Below are 21650 nucleotides of genomic sequence, written 5' to 3' on the forward strand. Positions count from 1 at the left end.
GCGCATCCATCACCGAGCATCACCACAACGGCTGTCGATCGCACACATGGCTTGCAAAGCCGTCATGCAGGGCCTAGCTCTCAGGCTTCGAACGAATCCGGAAGCTGAATGCCCCACAAGGTCTCATTGTCCCGTCTGAAGCTCACCGACTTCCGCAATTATGCGGCGGCCGCGCTGTCGCTTGACGGCCGACATGTTGTCCTGACGGGCGACAACGGTGCCGGCAAGACGAACCTCATGGAGGCGGTCTCCTTCCTCTCCCCCGGCCGCGGCCTGCGTCGCGCCGCCTATGCCGATGTGACGCGCGTCGGCGCCACTTCGGGCTTTTCGATCTTTGCTGAGCTGGATGGAATGGAAGGCGAAGTCGAGATCGGCACTGGCGCCGACACGACCGACGAGGCCGCCGTTCGCAAGCTGCGGATCAACGGAACGCCGGCCAAGACCGCCGACGAGCTGACCGATCATCTTCGGGTGCTTTGGTTGACGCCATCCATGGACGGCCTTTTCACCGGCGGCTCCTCGGATCGCCGCCGCTTTCTCGACCGGCTGGTCCTCTCTCTGGATCCGGCGCACGGCAGGCGCGCCAGCGATTTCGAGCGCGCTATGCGCAGCCGCAACAAGCTCCTCTCCGAAAATCGCTTCGATCCGGCCTGGCTCTCCGGCATCGAGGAACAGATGGCAAGCCTCGGCATTGCCATGGCGCTGGCGCGGCAGGAGATGCTCGGCCTTCTCGACCGGCTGATTGCGGATAGCCGGGAGGCAACTCCGTTTCCGTCGGCGGCGCTCGAACTCTCCGGTTTCATGGACGGCCAGTTCGATCGGCCGGCTGTCGATCTGGAAGACGACTATGCCGGCATGCTGCGCGACGGTCGTTATCGGGATGCCGCTGCCGGGCGCACGCTGGACGGTCCCCATCGCGCCGATCTTCTTGTCCGCCACCGCGAGAAGAACATGGAGGCCGAGCGCTGCTCGACAGGGGAACAGAAGGCGCTGCTGGTCGGCCTCGTGCTCGCCCATGCCCGCCTTGTCGGCAACCTCACTAGCCATGCGCCGATTCTGTTGCTCGACGAGATTGCCGCTCATCTGGACGAGGGCAGACGCGCCGCCCTTTTCGACCTCATTGACGGGCTCGGCGGCCAGGCTTTCATGACGGGAACGGATCGGTCGATGTTCGCAGCGCTCGGCGCACGCGCGCAATTCTTCACCGTCGCGCATGGCGGCATTGCGGAATCATGATTTTCATGGCCGCAAACAGTGCTAGCATGGCCCCATGGAACCTCTGAATACAGATGAGATCGCCCGCTATCAGCGCCACATCCTGCTTCCCGAAATCGGCGGCGCCGGACAGCAGAAGCTGAAGACATCGCGCGTCCTTGTCATCGGCGCCGGCGGCCTCGGTGCGCCCGTCCTGCAATATCTGGCCGCAGCCGGCGTGGGCACGATCGGGCTTGTCGATGACGACCGCGTGTCGCTCTCCAATCTTCAGCGTCAGGTCATCCACGACACCGGCACGATCGGCGAGTTGAAGACACAAAGCGCCGTCGACGCCATGGCGCGCCTCAATCCGCATGTGCGCACAGTCCGCTTCGAGGAACGTTTCGAGATTTCGAATGCCGCGCGGCTGCTCGCGGGCTTCCATCTGCTGATCGACGGTTCCGACAATTTCGATACCCGCTATGCAGCCGCAGATGCCGCGGAAGTGGCGAAAATCCCGCTGGTAACGGGCGCTGTCGGTCGGTTCGACGGCTCCGTCACGACACTGAAGCCCTATGAGAGCAGCACGGACGGAGTTCTCAACCCTTCCTATCGCGACCTCTTCCCATCGCCGCCGCCCGCCGGCCTCATTCCTTCCTGCGCCGAAGCCGGCATCGTCGGTGCGCTGACCGGCGTCATCGGTACATTGATGGCGATGGAAGCGATCAAGCTGATCACAGGCGCTGGCGAGCCATTGATCGGACGCCTGCTGCTCTACGATGCCCTGTCGGCACGTTTCGATAGCATACGATACAAGCGCAAGCGGTCGAAAGCCGCCGCCGAATGACACGGCTTGAGACGGTGCGGCTCGATCAATCCTTCGAGCGATGGCATGAATTGCTCAATCTCATTCTCGCATCCTTCGCTTACATGGATGGCCGTATCGACCCGCCATCTTCGGCCCTCAAGCTGACGCCACAATCACTTCAGGAAAAGGCAGAGCGAGAGATCGGCTATGTCGTGTCCGAAGGAAATGCCTTGCTCGGCTGCATCTTCTGCCGCCCGGAGCGGGAATGCCTCTATGTCGGCCAGCTCGCCGTCCTTCCGGCAGAACAGGGCACGGGTATCGGCCGAATGCTGCTCGGGCTTGCGGAGGAAACCGCGCGCCGACTGAACCTGCCCGTCCTTCGCCTGGAGACGCGCGTCGAACTGATCGGCAATCACGAAGCCTTTGCGCGCTGGGGCTTCGTCAAGACGGCGGAGAACGCCCATCGCGGCTTCGGCAAGACAACCTCGATCGAAATGCAAAAGACATTGCCCGCCTCGTAACGTGGCCAGCGCCCGAGGCATTGACGACGAAAAGTTTCCGGTCTAGTTGTAACTCCATGAAAATCGCAACTGTTCTTGTGGTGGTGATCGCGCGCATGGGCAGGATGGTCTAACCGTCCGGCGAAAGCACCCATGCGCGGTAAGCAGGCTCCTGACGGGGCCTTTTTTTATGCCCTGAATTCGGGCCGGCCTCGTCAGATTTCCGCAACACCCTCACAAGACGGATACGATCATGACTGGCGACAACTCCGCGCAGACATCGCGCAGCCAAATGACCGCGGCATCGGCGGCGACTGCTCCCATTGCCGCGCCTCGACTTATCACCTTGATTTTGCTTTCGGCCCTCTCGGTGCTGCCGGTCAACATGACCCTGCCGTCATTGCCGAATATCGCGGCTACATTCCACGCCGATCCCGCGCTTATCAATCTTTCGGTTGCCGGCTTTGCGATCTTTACGGCCCTGACCGAGCTTGTGGCCGGCGCGATGTCGGATCGATATGGGCGCCGGGCGGTGGCGCTGGCAGCGATCTCCATCTTCGTCCTCGCTTCCCTCGGCTGTGCAGCCTCCACCGATATCGGCACCTTTCTCCTGTTTCGAATGCTGCAGGCGGCGATCGGCGCCTGCTTTTCCATCTCTCTCGTCATCGCCAGGGAAACCTCCGGCGAGCGCCAAGCCGCAAGCAAATTCGGCTACCTCGCGGTCGGATGGGCAATTGCACCCCTGCTCGGCCCGACATTCGGCGGATTGTTGGACGAGTTATTCGGCTGGCGGGCATGTTTTCTTGCCCTGGCTCTCCTTGGCGCGGCGGCACTTGCTCTCTGCAGCCGCGAATTGAAAGGGCCGGCCACGCATGCATCCGAACCTCGCCGGAATTATCTCACGTCATACAGGCAGTTGCTGGGCTCGGCGCGATTCTGGGCCTACACGCTCTGCATGATCTGCTCGATGGGAACGTTCTACGTCTTCCTGGGAGGAGCGCCCCTGGCCGTCGGCAACTCGCTCAATGGATCCAGCACGCAGCTCGGCCTTTACATGGGAATGGTCCCGGCAGGCTTCATTCTCGGCAGCTATCTGACCGGCCGCTACGCGTCGCGATTTCAGCGGGGCACAGTGGTCGTCGTGGCGCGGTCGCTCACCTGCATCGGGCTGCTCGTCGGCCTCGCCCTGTCGATGTCGGGGGTAACCCACATCCTGGCATTCTTCGGACCCTGCATGTTCATCGGCATCGGCAATGGCTTGACCATGCCTGCAGCCAATACGGGCGTCATGTCGGTTCGCGCCAATCTCTCCGGAACCGCCGTCGGGCTGGCGGCCGCAATGCGCATTGCCGGCGGCGCGCTCGTCTCGTCTATTGGAGGTCTGTTTTTGGCAGAGCAGCATGCTGTCCTGGTATTGTTCGGCATCATGCTCACGACAGCGTCGCTGGCACTGTCGGCGGCTCTGGTCGCCGCGATCATTGATCGGAGGATTTCCGAGTAGAAAATCCCTGTCGTCCGGGACCGATGTCGCAACCGCGTCTTATCAACGGCCGGGCAGGACCCGGTTCGGCGGCCGATGCCCGTCCATGAAGGCGCGGATATTGATGATCACCTTGTCGCCCATGTCGATGCGGCTCTCGATCGTTGCCGAGCCCATATGCGGCAGCAGCACGACCTTGCCCTCGTTGGCGAGCTTGATCAGCTTGGAGTTGACCATCGGCTCGTTTTCAAAGACGTCGAGCCCGGCGCCGGCAATCTTGCCCTCGCGCAGGATCTTGATCAGGGCGGCCTCGTCGATGACATCGCCGCGCGCGGTGTTGACGATATAGCTCGTCGGCTGCAGCAGCGCGAGGCGGCGGGCGGATATCAGATGAAAGGTCGCCGGCGTCGAGGGGCAGTTGACGGAAACGATATCGACGCGGGCAAGCATCTGGTCGAGGCTGTCCCAGTAGGTCGCCTCCAGCTCGTCCTCGGTCGCCGGGCTGACGCGCTTGCGGTTGTGATAGTGGATCGACAGGCCGAATGCCTTGGCGCGGCGCGCAACCGCGGTGCCGATCCGGCCCATGCCGACAATGCCGATCCGCTTGCCGGCGATTCGCCGGCCGAGCATCCAGGTCGGCGACCATCCGGCCCATTCGCCGGGCTTGTCGGTCAGAACCCGCGAGCCCTCGGCCAATCGGCGCGGCACGGCGAGGATGAGCGCCATGGTCATGTCGGCCGTGTCTTCGGTCAGCACGTTCGGCGTGTTGGTGACGGTGATGCCCTTGCGGGCGGCAGCCTCGACATCGATATGATCCGTGCCGTTGGAAAAGCTGGCGATCAGCTTCATCTGCGGCCCGGCCTGCTCGACCATGTCGGCGTCGATTCGGTCGGTCACCGTAGGGACCAGCACGTCAGCGCTCTTGATGGCTTCGATCAGCTCCGGCTTCGAGCGCGGCGTATCGTCGATATTGAGTTCGGCATCGAAGAGTTCGCGCATCCGGGTTTCGACAGCGTCGGGCAGTTTGCGCGTGATGTAGACCTTCGGCTTTTTCTTCGTCGTCATGGCGACTTGCGATGCCTTGTTTAGATGTCTTTAACCAACAAGAACGATAATTTAACCGTTCCGGGCATTTCTACCAGACCCGCCGGCGAAGACAAATAAAACTCGCGAGCACTGGCCGATTTGCAGGGGCAGGGGTGCGCACTTCATCAGTCCACCTTGGTCACTACGAGCGATCCCAGCAAAAGTGCGCGGCAGTTTTGCGTTCGGGATTGCCGGAAACGAAGAGCGAACGGAAATCCCCATGCGTGGCAAAGTCCTGAAGTCCTGCGCTGTCCTGGCAATCGGCGTAATGCTCGCTGCCGCCAATGCCCATCTTGCCGAGGCTCAGGCCGCAAAGGGTCCGAGCGGATTGCCGCTTCCGCGATTCGTCACGCTGAAATCGAAGCGCGTCAACCTGCGTATCGGACCGAGTTCCGATTATGCGGTCTCCTGGCTCTATCTCCGTCAGGGTCTGCCAGTCGAGATCATCCAGGAATACGATAACTGGCGCCGCGTTCGTGATTCGGATGGCACCGAGGGCTGGGTCAACCAATCCCTGCTGTCGGGACAGCGCTCGGCGCTGGCCGCCCCATGGATGAAGGGCAAGGGCAAGAATATCTACGTCAACATGCGCCGCGATCCGCAGCCCTCGAGCTCGATAATCGCCAAGCTGGAGCCTGGCGTGATGATGCATATCCGCGAATGCACGGGCGACTGGTGCTTCGTCAATGCCGACTCGTCCGAAGGCTGGGTGGCGCAGTCCGAAATCTGGGGCGCCTACCCAGGAGAGGCCTTTAAATAAGGCCCGTTTCGCGTGCCGCGTCGGCAAGCGAAACGGTCGGCCTCGGGCCGATCTGTTGGATGACGATACCGGCGGCAAGGCAGCCGAGCTTGCCGCAATCTTCCAGCGAGCGATCCTGCGTATAGCCATAGAGGAAGCCAGCGGCAAAGAGATCGCCGGCTCCAGTCGTATCAACCAGTTCCTTGAGCTCGATAGCGTCGACGCGGTAGCGCTCGTTGCCGCGCAGAATGACGGCGCCGTGTTCGCTCATGGTGACGGCGGCGATTTTGCAATCGGCCGCGATCTTCGTCAGTGCTTCTTCGAAATCGCGCGTCTCATAAAGCGCAAGCGCTTCCTCGCGATTGGCAAACACGATATCGACGGTGCCCGACCGCATGAGGTCGAGGAACTCGCCGCGGTAGCGATCGACGCAGAAACTGTCCGACAGAGTCATGGAGACTTCGCGGCCATTCGCATGGGCGATGCGGGCGCATTCGCGGATGGCTTCCTTGGCGCGTGGCGGATCCCAGAGATAGCCTTCGAAGTAGGTGACCTTGGCATCAGCCACGACGTCGGCCTCGACGTCTTCCGGTCCAAGCTCGACGCAGGCGCCGAGATAGGTGTTCATCGACCGCTCGCCGTCTTCGGTGACGAAGATCATCGACCGCGCCGTGGGCGGAAACGTGCCCTTCGACTCGGTTTGATAGTGCACGCCCTGGGCACGGATATCGTGGGCAAAGATCTCGCCGAGCTGATCCTCCGCAACCTTGCCAAAATAGGCAGCCCTGCCGCCGAAATTCGCAACGCCCGCCGCCGTGTTGCCGGCACTGCCGCCGGACGCTTCCAGCGCCGGTCCCATTCGCGAATACAACAGCTCGGCGCGCTCGGCGTCGATCAGGTTCATTGCAGCTTTGGTGATACTGTTGTCGATCAGGAACTGATCATCGCAACGGGAGATAATGTCGACGATGGCATTGCCAACGGCCAGTACATCGAAACGTGTCATCAAGAAGGGATCCCGGAAAACTGTGATAGCCGGTATCCGGTAATATCTATTTTTGCGAAGTTTGAAAGAAAAACATTGCGCTAGCCCAATAGGTAATTCGCAATAGTCATTTCCCTGTCACTTTCGAACTGTAAATTTTTAATCAAGCGAACCGGCATGTAGCGGAGCAATCTCTCGTTGTCGGCGGCGGGGACATGATGTCCTTTATCTCATCGGTATGCGACGCTGACCACGGATGAACTGGCAGCCTGCAACCGGGAGCAGTCCGGCAAAGCCGGATGCGGAAAAGCGGGCAAGGCCCGCTTTTTTTGCGTTTGCGGTTTCGCTTTCGTGGCATCCTTCAAAGCCAGAACTCCATGGGCATTCATGGATGGGAGGATGGTATGAAGTCTATCAAAGCTGGCGTCCTCGATATTGCCTATGCGGAATTCGGTCCACGGGATGGCGTTCCGGTCATCCTGCTGCATGGCTTTCCCTATGACACCAACGCCTATGCCGACGTTTGCGGAAGGTTAAGTGATCGCGGTCTGCGTTCGGTCGTTCCGTCGCTACGCGGCTACGGCGATACACGCTTCCTTGCGGCGGCAACGCCGCGCTCAGGGCAACAAGCCGCGCTCGGCGCGGATTTGTTGGCACTGATGGACGCGCTTTCGATCCCGAAAGCCATTCTGGCCGGCTACGACTGGGGCGGGCGCGCGGCCTGCATCGTTTCGGCACTTTGGCCGGAGCGAGTGTCGGGCCTCGTCAGTTGCGGCGCCGGCTACAACATTCAGAATATCGCCGCGGCGGGCATGCCTGTTCTGCCGGAAGAAGAGTATCGCTATTGGTATCAGTATTATTTTCATTCCGAGCGCGGCCGCATCGGCCTCGACATCAATCGCCGCGCCTTGTGCCGCCTGATTTGGAAGCTCTGGTCGCCGAATTGGGCCTTTGATGAGGCGACTTTCGAGCGTAGTGCCGCATCATTTGACAATCCGGATTTTGTCGATGTCGTGATCCATTCTTACCGGCATCGCTTCGGTCTGGCGGCGGGCGATCCCGCGTTCGATACCATCGAGTCGCTGCTCGCGCGACAGCCGGACATTATGGTGCCGACAATCGTGATGCAGGGTGACGCCGACGGTGTGGATCCGCCAGCAGCTGAAGACGCTGCGGCTTCCCATTTCAAGGGGCGCTATGAACGGCGTATCCTTCGCGGCATCGGTCACAATCTGCCGCAGGAGGCGCCGGCCGCCTTCGCGAATGCCATTTTGTCGCTGATCTGATGGACGGAGCAACAAAAAAGCCCGACTGTAGCCGGGCTTTCGAGGATTGGACGTACAGTTCGCTCAATTCGTCGCGGCAGGTGCGGCGGCCGGAGCAGCATTCGCATCCGGCAACGGTTCCGGCGTATCGGCGAGCGTGCGCAGATAGGCGATGACGTCGGCGCGATCGGTTTCCTTCGGCAGGCCGGCAAAGCCCATTGCGGTTCCGGGAATGAACTTCTTCGGCGCCATCAGGAAGTGGTAGAGGTGGTCGTAGGTCCACTTTTCCGTGCTGCCCTTGGAGAAGTCCTTGATGCCAGACGAGTAGCCGAAGCCCTCATGCGAAGCGATCGGACGGTCGACGACGCCGTAGAGATTCGGGCCAACCTTGTTCGGTCCTCCTTTGGTCCCGTCATGACAGGCCTGACACTTCTTGAAGATGGTTTCGCCGACCTTGGCGTCGGCCTTCTGCAGCAGCTGTGCGATCGGCGTTTCCGGCTTTGCGGCCTCGCCCTTGTCGCCGGCTCCGCCGGATCCTGCACTCTCATCCGCAACAATGGTGAAACCGGGCTTTTCCGGCGCTTCCGTAGTGAAGATCGCGCCTGACACGAGCGAGACCGACTTCAACACGAAAAGCGTGGCCAGAAGTGCTCCCACACCCATGTTCACGTAGGATGAATTCATCTGCTATGCTCCCCTCGCCTCCGACAGAAACTGCCGGCCCATCTTGAATTCGGCCGAAACCTATGTCTTTTGCCTTTTCCTTGCAACTCTCTAAATCGTCTCACCCATGAGACTTTTTGACACTTTTGCGGCGGGAACAGAAGGCCAAGACAATGACTCATCCCCACATCGACAATACGCTCGTGCTCATTCCTGCCCGTTTGGCCTCGACTCGCCTCCCGGGCAAGCCGCTCGCCGATATTTGCGGCCTTCCGATGATCGTACAAGTCGCCAAAAGAGCGCAGGAGGCGGCAATCGGTCGCATCGTCGTTGCCGTCGACCATCAGGACACGTTCGATGTGGTGGCGAAGGCGGGATTCGAGGTCGTCATGACCCGCGAGGACCATCAATCCGGCTCCGATCGCATTTACGAAGCCCTGTTGAAGGTTGATCCGGACGGTCGCGCCGAGTTCATCGTCAACGTCCAGGGCGATCTGCCGACGATCGATCCGGAAACCGTGCGCGCCGCGCTGCGTCCGCTGGAAAATCCCGCTGTCGATATCGGCACGCTGACGACGGAGATCGAAGACGAAGCCGACAAGACCGCGCCGCATATCGTCAAGATCGTCGGTTCGCCCATCTCGGAAAGCCGCCTGCATGCGCTCTATTTTACACGCACGACCGCGCCCTATGGCAACGGCCCGCTCTATCACCATATCGGGCTCTATGCCTACCGCCGTAGCGCGCTCGAAAAATTCGTCAGCCTCAAGCCGTCGACGCTCGAAAAGCGCGAATCACTGGAGCAGTTGCGGGCGCTGGAAGCCGGCATGCGCATCGATGTCGAGATCGTTGACACGGTTCCGCTCGGTGTCGATACTCCCGCCGACCTTGAAAAGGCCCGCCTTATCCTTTCCGGCGCCTCTCTCTGACGCCCCTCTGATGGATTGTCTTCCATGATCAAGCTGACCAACAAAATTGCCTTCCAGGGCGACTTCGGCGCCAATTCCGATATGGCCTGCCGCGATATGTTTCCGTCCATGGAGCCGCTTCCGTGCCAGACCTTCGAGGATGCATTCATCGCCCTCGACAACGGCGACGCCGATCTCGCGATGATCCCGATCGAGAATACGATCGCCGGTCGAGTGGCCGATATTCACCATCTCCTGCCCGAATCGCGCCTTCATATCGTCGGCGAATATTTCATGCCGATCCGCTTTCAGCTCATGGTGTTGCCGGGCGTGAAGAAGGAGGAGATCCGCACGGTTCACAGTCATATCCACGCGCTCGGCCAATGCCGCAAGATCGTGCGCGCCAACGGCTGGAAGCCTGTGATCGCCGGTGACACGGCGGGTTCGGCAAAGCTCGTCAAGGAAACGGGCGACCGCAGCATGGCGGCACTGGCTCCGCGCCTGGCGGCGGATATGTATGGGCTCGAGATCATCGCGGAAAACGTCGAGGACGTCGAAAACAACATGACGCGCTTCGTCGTGCTCGCCCGCGACGAGGAATGGGCCGAGCGCAAGACGGACGAGGAGAAGATCGTCACCACCTTCGTCTTCAACGTCCGCAACATTCCGGCAGCGCTCTATAAGGCGCTCGGCGGTTTTGCGACCAACAACATCAACATGACGAAGCTCGAAAGCTACCAGCTCGGCGGCAAGTTCGTCGCGACGCAATTCTATGCCGATATCGAGGGACATCCCTCCGATGCGAATGTGCGCCGCGCGCTGGAGGAACTACGGTTCTTCTCGGAGAAAGTCCGTATCCTCGGTGTCTACAAGGGACATCCGACGCGGGGACTGCTCTGATCGCAGGCATACCCTCCGGCAATTGTCGGAGCTAAGGGAACGAAAAAAGCCGGAGCGACACCCGCTCCGGCTTTCAATGTTTCAGGGGCAGCCGCGTCTGCGGCGCCCTGTCAATCGCTTAGCGTATCAAAGAAATCCTTCATCCGGGCAAAGAAGCCGGTCGATTCAGGATTGTTGTCCTTCGAGGAAATCTGCTCGAACTCCTGCAGCAATTCGCGTTGGCGCTTGGTGAGCTTCTGCGGCGTCTCTATCTGGATCTGGATGTAGAGATCGCCGACCTGGCTGGAGCGCAACACCGGCATGCCCTTGGCTTTCAGTCGGAATTGCTTGCCCGCCTGGGTGCCCTCGGGGACGCTGACGCGCGACTTGGTGCCATCGAGCGTCGCCACGTCGAAAGTGCCGCCAAGCGCTGCCGTCGTCATCGAGATCGGCACGGCGCAATAGAGGTCAGCCCCATCGCGCTGGAAGAACTCATGCGGCTTGACCGACAGGAAGATGTAGAGATCGCCGGAGGGACCGCCACGCAGACCAGCTTCGCCTTCGCCCTGCAGGCGGATGCGGGTGCCGTCTTCGATCCCTGACGGGATGTTGACGGAGAGCGAACGCTCTTCGGTCACGCGACCCTGGCCATGGCATTTGCCACATGGATCGGGAATGATCTGGCCGCGGCCATGGCAGGTCGGGCAGGTGCGCTCGATCGAGAAGAAGCCCTGGGCAGCGCGGACGCGGCCCGAGCCCTGACAGGTGCCGCAGGTTTTCGGCTGCGTGCCCGGCTTGGCGCCGGAGCCGGAACAGACGTCGCAGGTGATCGAGGTCGGAACGCGGATCTGCGCCGTCTTGCCCGCAAAGGCCTCTTCCAGCGAGATTTCCATGTTGTAGCGAAGATCGGCGCCGCGCTCACGTCCGCCTGACGAACGCTGCCGCTGGCGGCCGCCGCCCATCATCTCGCCGAATATATCCTCGAAAATATCGGAAAAACCGCCGCCGCCCGCAAAGCCGCCGCCACCGGCGCCCATGCCGCCATGCTCGAAAGCCGCATGACCGTAGCGATCATAGGCTGCCCGCTTCTGCGGATCCTTCAGCGTTTCGTAGGCTTCGTTCAGTTCCTTGAACTTGCGTTCAGCTTCATGATCGCCAGGGTTCTTGTCCGGATGGAACTTCATCGCCAGCTTGCGAAAAGCGCTTTTCAGCTCCTTCTCATCCGCCGACCTGCCAACACCCAGAGTTTCGTAATAGTCCGCTTTTGCCATATAAGGAATAGACCCCGGAAATGGATTTCCGGCTGCCATCGGCAGCCGGATCTAAGTTTCCGCAGAACCGTTTAAGGTTCGTGCTTATGCAGACCGCTTGCGGTCGTCCTCGTCCTTGATTTCCTCGTAGTCGGCATCGACGACATCGTCCTTGCCTTCTGCCGAGGCATCACCGGAACCGGCTTCCGCCTGCTGGGCTTCGTAGATGGCCTGGCCGAGCTTCATGGACACTTCCATAAGGGTCTGGGTCTTGGCCTTGATGTCCTCTGCATCCGGCTCGGACGCTTCGGTTGCTGCCTTGAGAGCAGCGATCGCATCGGCAATCGCGGTGCGGTCAGCTTCGGTTACCTTGTCGCCATATTCCTTCAGCGACTTCTCGCTGGAGTGGATCAGGCTTTCTGCCTGGTTCCGGGCTTCGACACCTTCGCGACGCTTCTTGTCTTCGGCAGCATGCGATTCGGCATCCTTGACCATCTTTTCGATGTCGGCGTCAGAGAGACCGCCGGAGGCCTGGATGCGGATCTGCTGTTCCTTGCCGGTACCCTTGTCCTTGGCCGAAACCTGCACGATGCCGTTGGCGTCGATGTCGAAGGTGACTTCGATCTGCGGAACGCCACGCGGTGCCGGCGGCAGACCGACGAGGTCGAACTGGCCGAGCAGCTTGTTGTCCTGCGCCATTTCGCGCTCGCCCTGGGAAACGCGGATGGTGACGGCGGACTGGTTGTCGTCGGCGGTCGAGAAGGTCTGGCTCTTCTTCGTCGGGATCGTCGTGTTGCGTTCGATCAGACGGGTGAAGACGCCGCCCAGCGTTTCGATGCCGAGAGACAGCGGGGTCACGTCGAGAAGCAGAACGTCCTTGACGTCGCCCTGCAGAACGCCGGCCTGGATGGCTGCGCCGAGGGCTACGACTTCATCCGGGTTGACGCCCTTGTGCGGGTCCTTGCCGAACAGCTGCTTGACGACTTCCTGGACCTTCGGCATGCGGCTCATGCCGCCGACGAGAACCACTTCATCGATTTCAGCAGCGGTAACGCCTGCATCCTTCAGCGCTGCCTTGCAGGGAGCAATGGTGCGCTGGACCAGATCGTCGACCAGGCTTTCGAGCTTGGCGCGGGTCAGCTTCAGCGTCAGGTGCTTCGGGCCGGTTGCATCAGCCGTGATGAACGGCAGGTTGATTTCGGTCTGCTGCGAGGAGGACAGCTCGATCTTGGCCTTTTCAGCAGCTTCCTTGAGGCGCTGCAGGGCAAGCTTGTCGCCCTTGAGGTCGATGCCGTTGTCCTTCTTGAACTCGGCAACAAGATATTCGACGAGACGCATGTCGAAGTCTTCACCGCCGAGGAAGGTGTCGCCGTTGGTCGACTTCACTTCGAAGACGCCGTCGCCGATCTCAAGGATCGAGATATCGAAGGTACCGCCGCCAAGGTCGTAAACGGCGATCGTCTTGCCGTCCTTCTTGTCGAGGCCATAGGCGAGGGCTGCAGCAGTCGGCTCGTTGATGATGCGGAGAACTTCAAGACCGGCGATGCGGCCGGCATCCTTGGTTGCCTGGCGCTGTGCGTCGTTGAAATATGCGGGAACGGTGATGACGGCCTTTTCGACCTTCTCGCCGAGGTAGGATTCGGCGGTTTCCTTCATCTTCTGAAGGATCATCGCGGAAATCTGGGCAGGCGAATAGGGCTTGCCGTTGGCTTCGACCCATGCGTCGCCATTGTCGCCCTTGACGATGGTGAACGGAACGAGGTGCTTGTCCTTTTCGACGGTCGGATCTTCGTAGCGGCGGCCGATCAGGCGCTTGACAGCGAAGAGGGTGTTCGTCGGGTTGGTGACCGCCTGGCGCTTGGCCGGCTGGCCGACGAGGCGTTCGCCATCATCGGAAAAGGCCACCATGGAGGGGGTAGTGCGGGCGCCTTCGGCGTTTTCGATCACTTTAGCGTCTTTGCCGTCCATGACAGCGACGCAGGAATTTGTCGTTCCGAGGTCGATACCAATTACTTTTGCCATGTCATTTCTCTCCTTGAAGCAAGCTGTCGGAACCCCCATCGGGCATTCCGCTGACAGCCCCTTACGGGATGGTCTTGAATTGCGCAGTCATGACTGCGGTGATGTCGCGTATATAAGTAGCGGTTTTTCTGACTGCAAGGCGAGAAATGCGCTGAAAACCAGCAAAACAAACGGTTTGCAGCCGAAATGTCCCACTGTCACAAAAAGCCCGCCAATCGCCCGAAATCCGGAAAGCCAGCTATCAGACCAGCCTTGCGTCCGGCATGCAAGCGGCAACCAAAAAAAGCCCACTCATTGCCCCATGATGAGGTCGAGAAGCGTCGTGCGATGCCGCCTCGGCGGCGGAGCGCGGGGAGCCTCGCCGACATCCATCGGCGGCACCATGTCGCCGCGCTGCGAAGCATAGGGGTTGTTGCTGTCGTCATCCGGTACAGAAGGCGGAATGTCGACCGGTTCTTGGCCGTCGGTTGCAGCCGCAGCTCTTGCCTGCGCCTGGATCTGCGCCTTCGCTTCTGCCGGCGTCGGCGGCGGCAGCGTGCCAGTTCGCACCTGCGTCTCCGGTTGCTGCTGCGCATTGTTCGCGCTGTTGCCGTTCAGCACATTCGAAATAATGCTTTCCAGCGTCTGGCCGCTGCCGTCCTGGGCAACCGGCAGACCGTTGTCGATGATCTCGCCGCCGCCGAAGATCGGCGTGGGCGTCAGGCCCTTACTGGCGGCCGTCATGAATTTGCTCCAGGTCCGTGCCGGCAGGAAGCCGCCGGTGACCCGCTTCATCGATTTGCCGTCGTCATTGCCAAACCAGACACCTGTCGTCAGGTTGCTGGTGAAACCGACGAACCAGGCATCGCGATAGGATTGCGAGGTGCCGGTCTTGCCGGCGACCTGCCATCCTGGAATGCGGGCGGCGCGGCCGGTACCCGCTGTCACAACGCCGGCCAGCATGGCATCGAGATTAGTGGCGACGGTTTCGCTGAGCACCCGCGGCGGGTCGGCGAAATTGGCCTGGTACAAGACCTTGCCGGAGGCAGTGGTCACCTTGGTGATGACATGCGGCGTCGCCTTGTACCCGCCGTTCATGAAGGCGGCATAGGACGAGGTCAGCTCAAGCAGCGACACTTCCGACGTGCCGAGAGCGATAGAGGCATTCGGCTGCAGCTCCGAATCGATGCCGACGCGGTGGGCGAGCTTGATGATGTTGTCAGGGCCCACTTCCATAGCAAGCTGGGCGGCGACCGTATTGATCGAATGGGCGAGCGCCACGGCGAGCGTGACGGGCCCCATATATTTCCGCTCGTCGTTTTCGGGCGTCCAGTTGCCGATCTTGACTGGTGCGTCATTGCGCATTGAATAGGGCGTCAGGCCCATCTCCAGTGCGGCCGCATAGACGAAGGGCTTGAACGAGGAGCCGGGCTGGCGCTTCGCCTTGACGGCGCGGTTGAACTGGCTCTCGCCATAATCCTTGCCGCCGACCAACGCCCGGATTGCACCCGTTCCATCGACTGTGACGAGCGATGCCTGCGATGCATTGACCTTCTTGCCGTCATGATCGAGGGCGTCGGTAAGCATCTCCTCGGCCTTCGCCTCAAGTTTCGTATCGACCGTCGTATCGACGACGAGATCTTCCTTGATATCGCCACCGATCAGGCCGGGAAGCTGGTCCATGACCATGTCCGCGACGTAGTTCTGCGCGCCGTTCCAATAGCTCTTGGCCCGTGTCGGCGGCTGCGACATGGCGGTCTTGATGTCGGCGTCGGTGATGTAGCCTTGATCCCTCATCGCCTGCAGCACGACCTGCGCGCGGGCCTGGGCCGCAGCCGGATCGCGATTGGGCGACAGGCGCGACGGCGCCTTGACGAGACCGGCGAGCATTGCAGCTTCGCCAAGATTGACGTCGCGGGCCGACTTTCCGAAATAGCGCTGCGACGCGGCCTCGACGCCGAAGGCATTGGCGCCGAAGAAGACGCGGTTGAGATACATCGAAAGGATCTCGTCCTTGGTGTATTTGTGCTCCAGCCAGAGGGCAAGCAGCACTTCCTGCACCTTGCGTTCCAGGGTGCGGTCTGGCGAAAGGAAGAGGTTCTTGGCGAGCTGCTGCGTCAGGGTCGAACCGCCCTGGACGGTATGGCCGGTCAGGAGATTGGTGACGAGCGCGCGGGCAAGTCCGAGCGGATCGACACCGAAATGCGAATAGAAGCGCCGGTCTTCGATCGCGACGATCGCCTGGGGAATATAGGGTGACATGTCGGCAAGAGCGATTGCCTCGCCGCCGGTCGTGCCGCGGTTGGCAAGCGTCGAGCCATCGAGCGCATTGATCTTGACGTTGGGCGGCCGCGCAGGGATTTCCCACGTGCTGGCGCTCGGCATGCGCGATCCATAGTAGAACACCAGGCCCGCAACGCCGATGCCCAACCAGATGGAGAGGACCAGACACCAGTAGATCAAGGAGCGGATGAAGCCGAAAAAGCCGCCGCCGGAACGACGAGGAGGCTTGCGCCGACCACCGGATGAACGGCCTCTGCTCTGCTTTACCCGGCGCGGTTCGTCATCGTCACGACGCGAAGAACGGCCGCGACCGATGCGGTCGTCGGCGTCGATGCTCACTTCATCGTCATCACGGTCGCGGTCGCCGGCAAAGGAGGGTTCTATTCTGTGGCCTGATCTGCTTTTGCCTGCCATTGCGGACCGGTCGTACCCCCGATGATGTGCCGATATATCTGAAATCCGGCGCCATGGTTACGCCAGTCATATCAGTCGCCCGTATCGCGCGACTGCCCTGTCCATCGGTTGGACTTTAAATGCGGCGATTTAAGGGGTGGTTAAAGTCAAGAAAGTTAAAAGCCGTTAATGTTCATCGCCTTGGCGCAACGGGGTGGCGCAACGGCCGCCCATAAAAGAATTGGGCGGCTCAAGGCCGCCCAATCCATTTGTATTTCGTGTTCGCGGCTTGGCCACCGCTGACCCTGGATATCCTCGTTATCGCAGTTGCCGGGTAACACGCGGTTACCTTGCTGGGAGCAAGGCAAATCCGCAGTCCGCCAAATTCTAGTGAGTCTGAATTGAGGAAAGACTGACGGCCAGGAAAAGTACCAGCGGCAGAGAACTTGCAATGAACAGGATAAAAGCGGTCGACATGTCAGCCTGCCTCCTTTTGGAAGTTTGCACTGCCCGAATAGTTCGGGAAGCGAGGTTGATAATGGTCGAGAGCCATCATTCTTTAGGCCTCAACATACGTGAAAACCTTTAGCACCACGGTTAAGGATTGGTTAATAAACCGCGCTCTGCAGGCGTTCCGGAGGTGCGAGCGCTGTGAATACCGACAGAAATGCAACGCCGGAAATGCGGGATGCGCGCAGCCCACGCCGAATTCACGCGCAACTTCTAAAGGCCCGGCTTCGTCAGCGAAACCAGCTCTTACAAGGGGTTATCCGGTTTTCACCGGTCTATTCGGGCGATTATCGAATTACCACAACGCCCGCCAAACCAATCAGTGCAATACATTGCAGGATATACATCGGCCATTCTTGAGCCATTTTGCTTCCTCCCAAGCCCCAAAAAGAGCTTAACGGCAAACCTACAGCAAATCCGATCCAGGGGACGAAGGTATATTGAGCTAATCAATAAAGGCACCTCCGGAACGCAGGATCGAAACCAAAGACGTCACGGTGTTAAGAACCGTTTCGCCAGGCTTTGGTTGCACGTTCATTGGGCCCGGCCCCGCCAGTTTTCGCCAGCTGTAGAAGTGCTCTGGGAAAGCAGTGCGCCGCCTTTCGGGCAGCAATCAGGCAGCGACGCCGATCAGTTCCCGGGCAACCGCTTCGGCGACCTTGATGCCGTCCACGGCAGCCGACAGGATGCCGCCTGCATAGCCGGCGCCTTCGCCGGCCGGGTAAAGACCCAAGGTGTTGAGACTCTGCAAATCCTTGCCGCGTGTGATGCGCACAGGCGAGGAGGTTCGCGTCTCGACGCCGGTCAGCATGGCGTCGGGATGGTCGTAGCGGGCAATCTGCCGGCCGAAGACCGGCAATGCCTCGCGCATGGCGGCAATGGCGAAATCGGGAAGGCACTGGCTGAGATCGGTCAGATGAACGCCCGGCTTGTAGGAAGGGATGACCTCGCCGAATTCCGTCGAAGGCCGCCCGGCCAGGAAATCGCCGACCTTCTGCCCCGGAGCCTTGTAGTTCGAGCCGCCCGCGATATAGGCGAGCGATTCCAGCCGCTGCTGCAGCTCTATTCCGGCGAGCGGATGGCCGGGATAGTCGCGCTCTGGATCGATCCCGACGACGAAGCCGGCATTGGCGTTGAATTCCTGCCGCGAATATTGGCTCATGCCGTTCGTGACGACGCGGCCGGGCTCGGAGGTCGCAGCCACCACCCGGCCGCCGGGGCACATGCAGAAACTGTAGACGGTCCGGCCGTTGCTGCAATGGTGCGACAGGCTGTAGGCCGCAGCCCCGAGATCCGGATGGCCGGCGCAGGCGCCGAAGCGCGCCTTGTCGATCCAGGATTGCGGATGCTCGATGCGCACGCCGATCGAGAAGGGCTTTGCCTCGATATAGACACCCCGCTCGTGAAGCATCCGGAAAGTATCGCGGGCGCTATGCCCCACGGCGAGCACGACCTGATCCGTTTCCAGATATTCGCCATTGTGCAAATGAAGACCGCGCACGCGGCGGGTGCCATCCGGCGCCACTTTGATGTCGATGTTCTCGACGCGCCGCCCGAAGCGATATTCGCCACCGAGCGCCTCGATCGTCGCGCGCATGTGCTCGACCATCGTCACCAGCCGGAAGGTGCCGATATGCGGATGGGCCTCGGTCAGGATTTCCGGCGGTGCGCCGGCCTTGACGAGTTCCGTCAGCACCTTGCGCCCGAGATGTCGGGTATCCTTGATCTGGCTGTAGAGTTTGCCGTCGGAAAACGTACCGGCACCGCCTTCGCCGAACTGCACGTTGGATTCCGGGTTGAGTTCGCTGCGCCGCCAGAGGCCCCATGTATCCTTGGTCCGCTCGCGCACGACCTTGCCTCGCTCGAGGATGATTGGACGAAAACCCATTTGCGCTAGGATCAGTGCCGCAAACAGCCCGCAGGGCCCCGCGCCGATCACGACTGGTCGCGGCCCGTCACTTTTGGCAGGCGCGGTGCCGACGAACCGGTAGCTGGTATCTGGCGATGGCTGAACATGATGGTCGCCAGCAAACCGCGCAAGCACGCCGGCCTCGTCGCTCAGCGTCACATCCACCGAATAGACCATCAGGATCGCCGATTTGCGCCGCGCGTCATTGGCCCGGCGCGCGATCTCAAAGGAGATCAGCTCGTCCGGTCCTATCCCGAGGCGTTGGTGGATCGCCGCCGGCAATGCCTCGGGGGCATGATCGAGCGGCAGCTTCAATTCGGTAATGCGCAGCATGGCAGTGCTTTACCGGCAACCAAATCGGCGCGCAATCGGCGTCTTTGTCGAAATCGGCAGGATACTGCCGGTTCAATCCGGTCTTATCCCCGCCAAACGCATCTTCTGCTGCATCTTTTCTGCCGGGCGCGCGTTATCGCAGCATCAGGATCGATTGCACCCGGGAGGGACAGATGCAGACAGGAGTGAACAAGGACGGCTTCGTGCCGACCGACTGGGCGGAAGAAGAGGGTGCGGAGGCCAATGCGGAGGCGGATCTTTCGGCCGATCTCGCTCGCGCAAGGGCGCAGGGTGAGATCGACGCTTTGCGGCGACAGATCGCCCTGCTTCGCATCAGGCTATCGGAATTTGCCGAGCAATCGGGGGATGTCGTCCGTGCCGAAGCGCATTGGGCCAATGCTAGCGCCCGTGCGCAGCTCGGCAACTATCCATGGATTAAGCTGGCGGTCGCGTTTGCCGGAACTTTCGTCGCTGCCCGCTTTCTGCGCCGGCTGCCCCTGGGACTATTGGTCACGGCGCTAGCGGCCCGGACCAGCGAGGCGTCCCGTCGTTAGAACGGTCCGGCGGCGGGGTGAGCCCTACCGATATTCGCCAACGAAAAAGGCGCCGGATTGCTCCGGCGCCTTTGTTTATTCCGTAGTCTGCGGTCTTAGAAAACGTGACGCAGAAGAATGAAGAGCACGAAGGCGAGCGCGATCGAGGCCGGCAGGGTCAGGACCCAGGCCATGATCATGTTGCGCACCGTCGACCACTGCAGGCCGGAGCCGTTTGCAGCCATGGTACCGGCGACTCCCGACGAAAGGACGTGGGTCGTTGATACAGGCAGGCCCATATGGTCCGCCATGCCGATGGTGATCATGGCGACGACTTCGGCAGCTGCGCCCTGGCCATAGGTCAGGTGCGTCTTGCCGATCTTTTCGCCGACCGTGACCACGATGCGCTTCCAGCCGACCATCGTGCCGAGGCCGAGCGCCAGAGCGACCGCGACCTTCACCCAGAGCGGGATGAACTTCGTCGCATTGTCGACCGAGGCGTGATAAGCGGTCACTGCCTTGAGATCGGCTGCATCCATCGGCAGCAGCTTCTGCTTGTCGATCAGCTTCAGCGCTTCACCGATGAGATAGATGTCGTTGCGGATGTTTCCGACCAGCGTGCTCGGCAGTGCTTCGACCGTCGGATAGGCGGCGACTTCGGCGCTGGTCGAGTGGATATAGGCCTGGAGCGCCGGCGTGGTTTCGTCCGTCCAGGTCTTGTTCTTGACCGCGGCGCTGACGACAGCCTTCGGATCAGCCGGCACGGCAACGCCGGGCTTGATATATTTGCCGAGTGCGGTCTCGACCTGGGCAGAAGCAGCCTTGTAGGCCTCGAGATAGTTGATGTCAGGCGTCTTGTTCAGCGCAAAGGCGGTCGGCACCAGACCGATGAGAATGAGCATGATCAGACCCATTCCCTTCTGCCCGTCGTTGGAGCCATGGGCAAAGCTGACGCCGGTGCAGGTGAAGATCAGGAGCGCGCGGATCCAGACCGGCGGCGGCGCATTGGTCTTCGGAGCTTCGTAAAGCGCCTTGTTGCGCACCAGCACCTTCATGACCAGCAGCAGGATGGCCGACATGCCGAAGCCGACAATCGGCGACACCAGCAGCGACATGCCGACGCTCGATGCCTGCGACCAGTCGACACCGCTCGTGGCGCTGCCGGCAGGAGCGAGGAACTGGTTTGCGAGACCGACGCCGATGATCGAGCCGACCAGCGTGTGCGAACTGGAAGAGGGCAGACCGAAATACCAGGTGCCGAGGTTCCAGATGATGGCGGCGACCAGGAGGGCGAAGACCATGGCGAGGCCCGAGCCGGAACCGACCTGCAGGATCAGTTCGACAGGCAGCAGGGCCAGGATGCCGAAGGCGACGGCACCGGAGGAGGTCAGTACCCCGAGGAAATTGAAGAAGCCCGACCACATGACCGCGAATTCGGCCGGCAGCGAACGGGTGTAGATGACGGTCGCAACCGCATTGGCGGTGTCATGGAAACCGTTGACGAACTCGAAGCCGAGCGCGATCAGAAGCGCCAGGCCGAGCAGGATCCAGGGGACATAGACGGCACTGGCGAGATCCTTGCCGAGCGCGTAGGCCACATAGGCAAGGCCTGCAAGAACGATAATGCCGAAGACCGGAAGGAACCAACGGCCAGCGCCGGTGCCATGGAGAGGATGATTTTCATTTCCGCCGTCATGGCGGCTTGAGGCCACGTCCACCATACTCGCTATCCCCTATGGTAAATGACCCCTTTCCACTATGCGATCTTGATGAAGTTGATGTGACGTATTCAATCAATGGTCCGTACGAGCACTAGCCGGCTTACAATCGACGGTTTTTATATTGAGGTTTTCGATAACCTAAGGCCTTGATATCGCCACGAAAAGGTCAAACTCGGTTCAGGAAGGGTTCATCCGTTTGGCGCTTAAATG

General features: G+C 60.8%; 17 protein-coding genes. 9 read left to right on the forward strand and 8 right to left on the reverse strand.

The annotated features are described in order from the left end of the window. Positions 1-108 precede the first annotated feature (108 nt). The 4 genes from recF to EV561_RS29585 all read left to right on the forward strand — a co-directional run bounded on the left by recF (position 109) and on the right by EV561_RS29585 (position 4003). Positions 109-1236, forward strand: a complete 1128-nt coding sequence (recF, locus tag EV561_RS29565; protein ID WP_132527233.1) for a DNA replication/repair protein RecF — start codon at positions 109-111, stop codon at positions 1234-1236. A gap of 34 nt (positions 1237-1270) precedes the next feature. Continuing rightward, positions 1271-2041: a molybdopterin-synthase adenylyltransferase MoeB gene (locus EV561_RS29570; RefSeq protein WP_132527235.1), complete on the forward strand. Its 771-nt coding sequence runs from the start codon at positions 1271-1273 to the stop codon at positions 2039-2041. Next, a complete protein-coding gene (locus EV561_RS29575; RefSeq protein ID WP_132527237.1) occupies positions 2038-2523 on the forward strand; it encodes a GNAT family N-acetyltransferase in 486 nt (161 codons plus the stop codon). The genes EV561_RS29570 and EV561_RS29575 overlap by 4 nt, the downstream gene beginning before the upstream one ends. Before the next feature lie 232 nt (positions 2524-2755). After that, complete coding sequence (locus tag EV561_RS29585; RefSeq protein ID WP_132527239.1) at positions 2756-4003, forward strand: MFS transporter; 1248 nt, start codon at positions 2756-2758, stop codon at positions 4001-4003. A gap of 42 nt (positions 4004-4045) precedes the next feature. On the opposite strand, the gene EV561_RS29590 is transcribed toward EV561_RS29585, so the two are convergent. Next, on the reverse strand, positions 4046-5047 hold the full coding sequence (locus EV561_RS29590; protein ID WP_132527241.1) for a D-glycerate dehydrogenase: 1002 nt from the start codon (positions 5045-5047) through the stop codon (positions 4046-4048). Between the two features lie 241 nt (positions 5048-5288). On the opposite strand from EV561_RS29590, the gene EV561_RS29595 reads away from it, so the two are divergent. After that, positions 5289-5828 (forward strand): SH3 domain-containing protein, encoded by a 540-nt coding sequence (locus EV561_RS29595; protein ID WP_132527243.1) that lies wholly within the window; start codon positions 5289-5291, stop codon positions 5826-5828. Here EV561_RS29595 and EV561_RS29600 read toward each other — a convergent pair. Then, a complete protein-coding gene (locus EV561_RS29600) occupies positions 5821-6813 on the reverse strand; it encodes an adenosine kinase (protein WP_132527245.1) in 993 nt (330 codons plus the stop codon). The two genes, EV561_RS29595 and EV561_RS29600, sit on opposite strands and share 8 nt — an antisense overlap. 383 nt (positions 6814-7196) lie before the next feature. Here EV561_RS29600 and EV561_RS29605 point away from each other — a divergent pair, with 383 nt between their 5' ends. Continuing rightward, complete coding sequence (locus EV561_RS29605) at positions 7197-8078, forward strand: alpha/beta hydrolase (RefSeq protein WP_132527247.1); 882 nt, start codon at positions 7197-7199, stop codon at positions 8076-8078. A gap of 63 nt (positions 8079-8141) precedes the next feature. Here EV561_RS29605 and EV561_RS29610 read toward each other — a convergent pair whose 3' ends face one another. After that, positions 8142-8741 (reverse strand): cytochrome c family protein, encoded by a 600-nt coding sequence (locus EV561_RS29610; protein WP_132527249.1) that lies wholly within the window; start codon positions 8739-8741, stop codon positions 8142-8144. 152 nt (positions 8742-8893) lie between these two features. Between EV561_RS29610 and EV561_RS29615 the strand changes: the two genes are divergently transcribed. Continuing rightward, a complete protein-coding gene (locus EV561_RS29615; RefSeq protein WP_132527251.1) occupies positions 8894-9649 on the forward strand; it encodes a 3-deoxy-manno-octulosonate cytidylyltransferase in 756 nt (251 codons plus the stop codon). A gap of 24 nt (positions 9650-9673) precedes the next feature. After that, positions 9674-10528 (forward strand): prephenate dehydratase, encoded by an 855-nt coding sequence (locus EV561_RS29620; RefSeq protein WP_132527253.1) that lies wholly within the window; start codon positions 9674-9676, stop codon positions 10526-10528. 110 nt (positions 10529-10638) lie between these two features. On the opposite strand, the gene dnaJ is transcribed toward EV561_RS29620, so the two are convergent. The 4 genes from dnaJ to EV561_RS29640 all read right to left on the reverse strand — a co-directional run bounded on the left by dnaJ (position 10639) and on the right by EV561_RS29640 (position 19186). Further along, complete coding sequence (gene dnaJ, locus EV561_RS29625; protein ID WP_132527255.1) at positions 10639-11778, reverse strand: molecular chaperone DnaJ; 1140 nt, start codon at positions 11776-11778, stop codon at positions 10639-10641. 84 nt (positions 11779-11862) lie between these two features. Further along, positions 11863-13779 carry a molecular chaperone DnaK gene (gene dnaK / locus EV561_RS29630; protein WP_132527257.1) on the reverse strand — a complete coding sequence of 639 codons (1917 nt, stop codon included), beginning with the start codon at positions 13777-13779 and terminating at the stop codon, positions 11863-11865. Positions 13780-14070: 291 nt separating this feature from the next. Further along, the gene (locus EV561_RS29635) at positions 14071-16455 is read right to left on the reverse strand and encodes a transglycosylase domain-containing protein (protein WP_132527259.1); all 2385 of its coding nucleotides are present in this window, start codon (positions 16453-16455) and stop codon (positions 14071-14073) included. A gap of 1102 nt (positions 16456-17557) precedes the next feature. Beyond that, positions 17558-19186 (reverse strand): NAD(P)/FAD-dependent oxidoreductase, encoded by a 1629-nt coding sequence (locus tag EV561_RS29640; RefSeq protein WP_132527261.1) that lies wholly within the window; start codon positions 19184-19186, stop codon positions 17558-17560. Positions 19187-19359: 173 nt separating this feature from the next. On the opposite strand from EV561_RS29640, the gene EV561_RS29645 reads away from it, so the two are divergent. Beyond that, positions 19360-19740 carry a hypothetical protein gene (locus EV561_RS29645; protein ID WP_132527263.1) on the forward strand — a complete coding sequence of 127 codons (381 nt, stop codon included), beginning with the start codon at positions 19360-19362 and terminating at the stop codon, positions 19738-19740. Positions 19741-19835: 95 nt separating this feature from the next. Here the strand turns inward: EV561_RS29645 and EV561_RS29650 are convergent, their stop codons facing one another. Further along, complete coding sequence (locus EV561_RS29650; RefSeq protein ID WP_132527265.1) at positions 19836-21440, reverse strand: inorganic phosphate transporter; 1605 nt, start codon at positions 21438-21440, stop codon at positions 19836-19838. Positions 21441-21650: the final 210 nt, after the last annotated feature.

The organism is Rhizobium sp. BK376 (genome assembly GCF_004341625.1).
GTDB lineage: Bacteria > Pseudomonadota > Alphaproteobacteria > Rhizobiales > Rhizobiaceae > Rhizobium.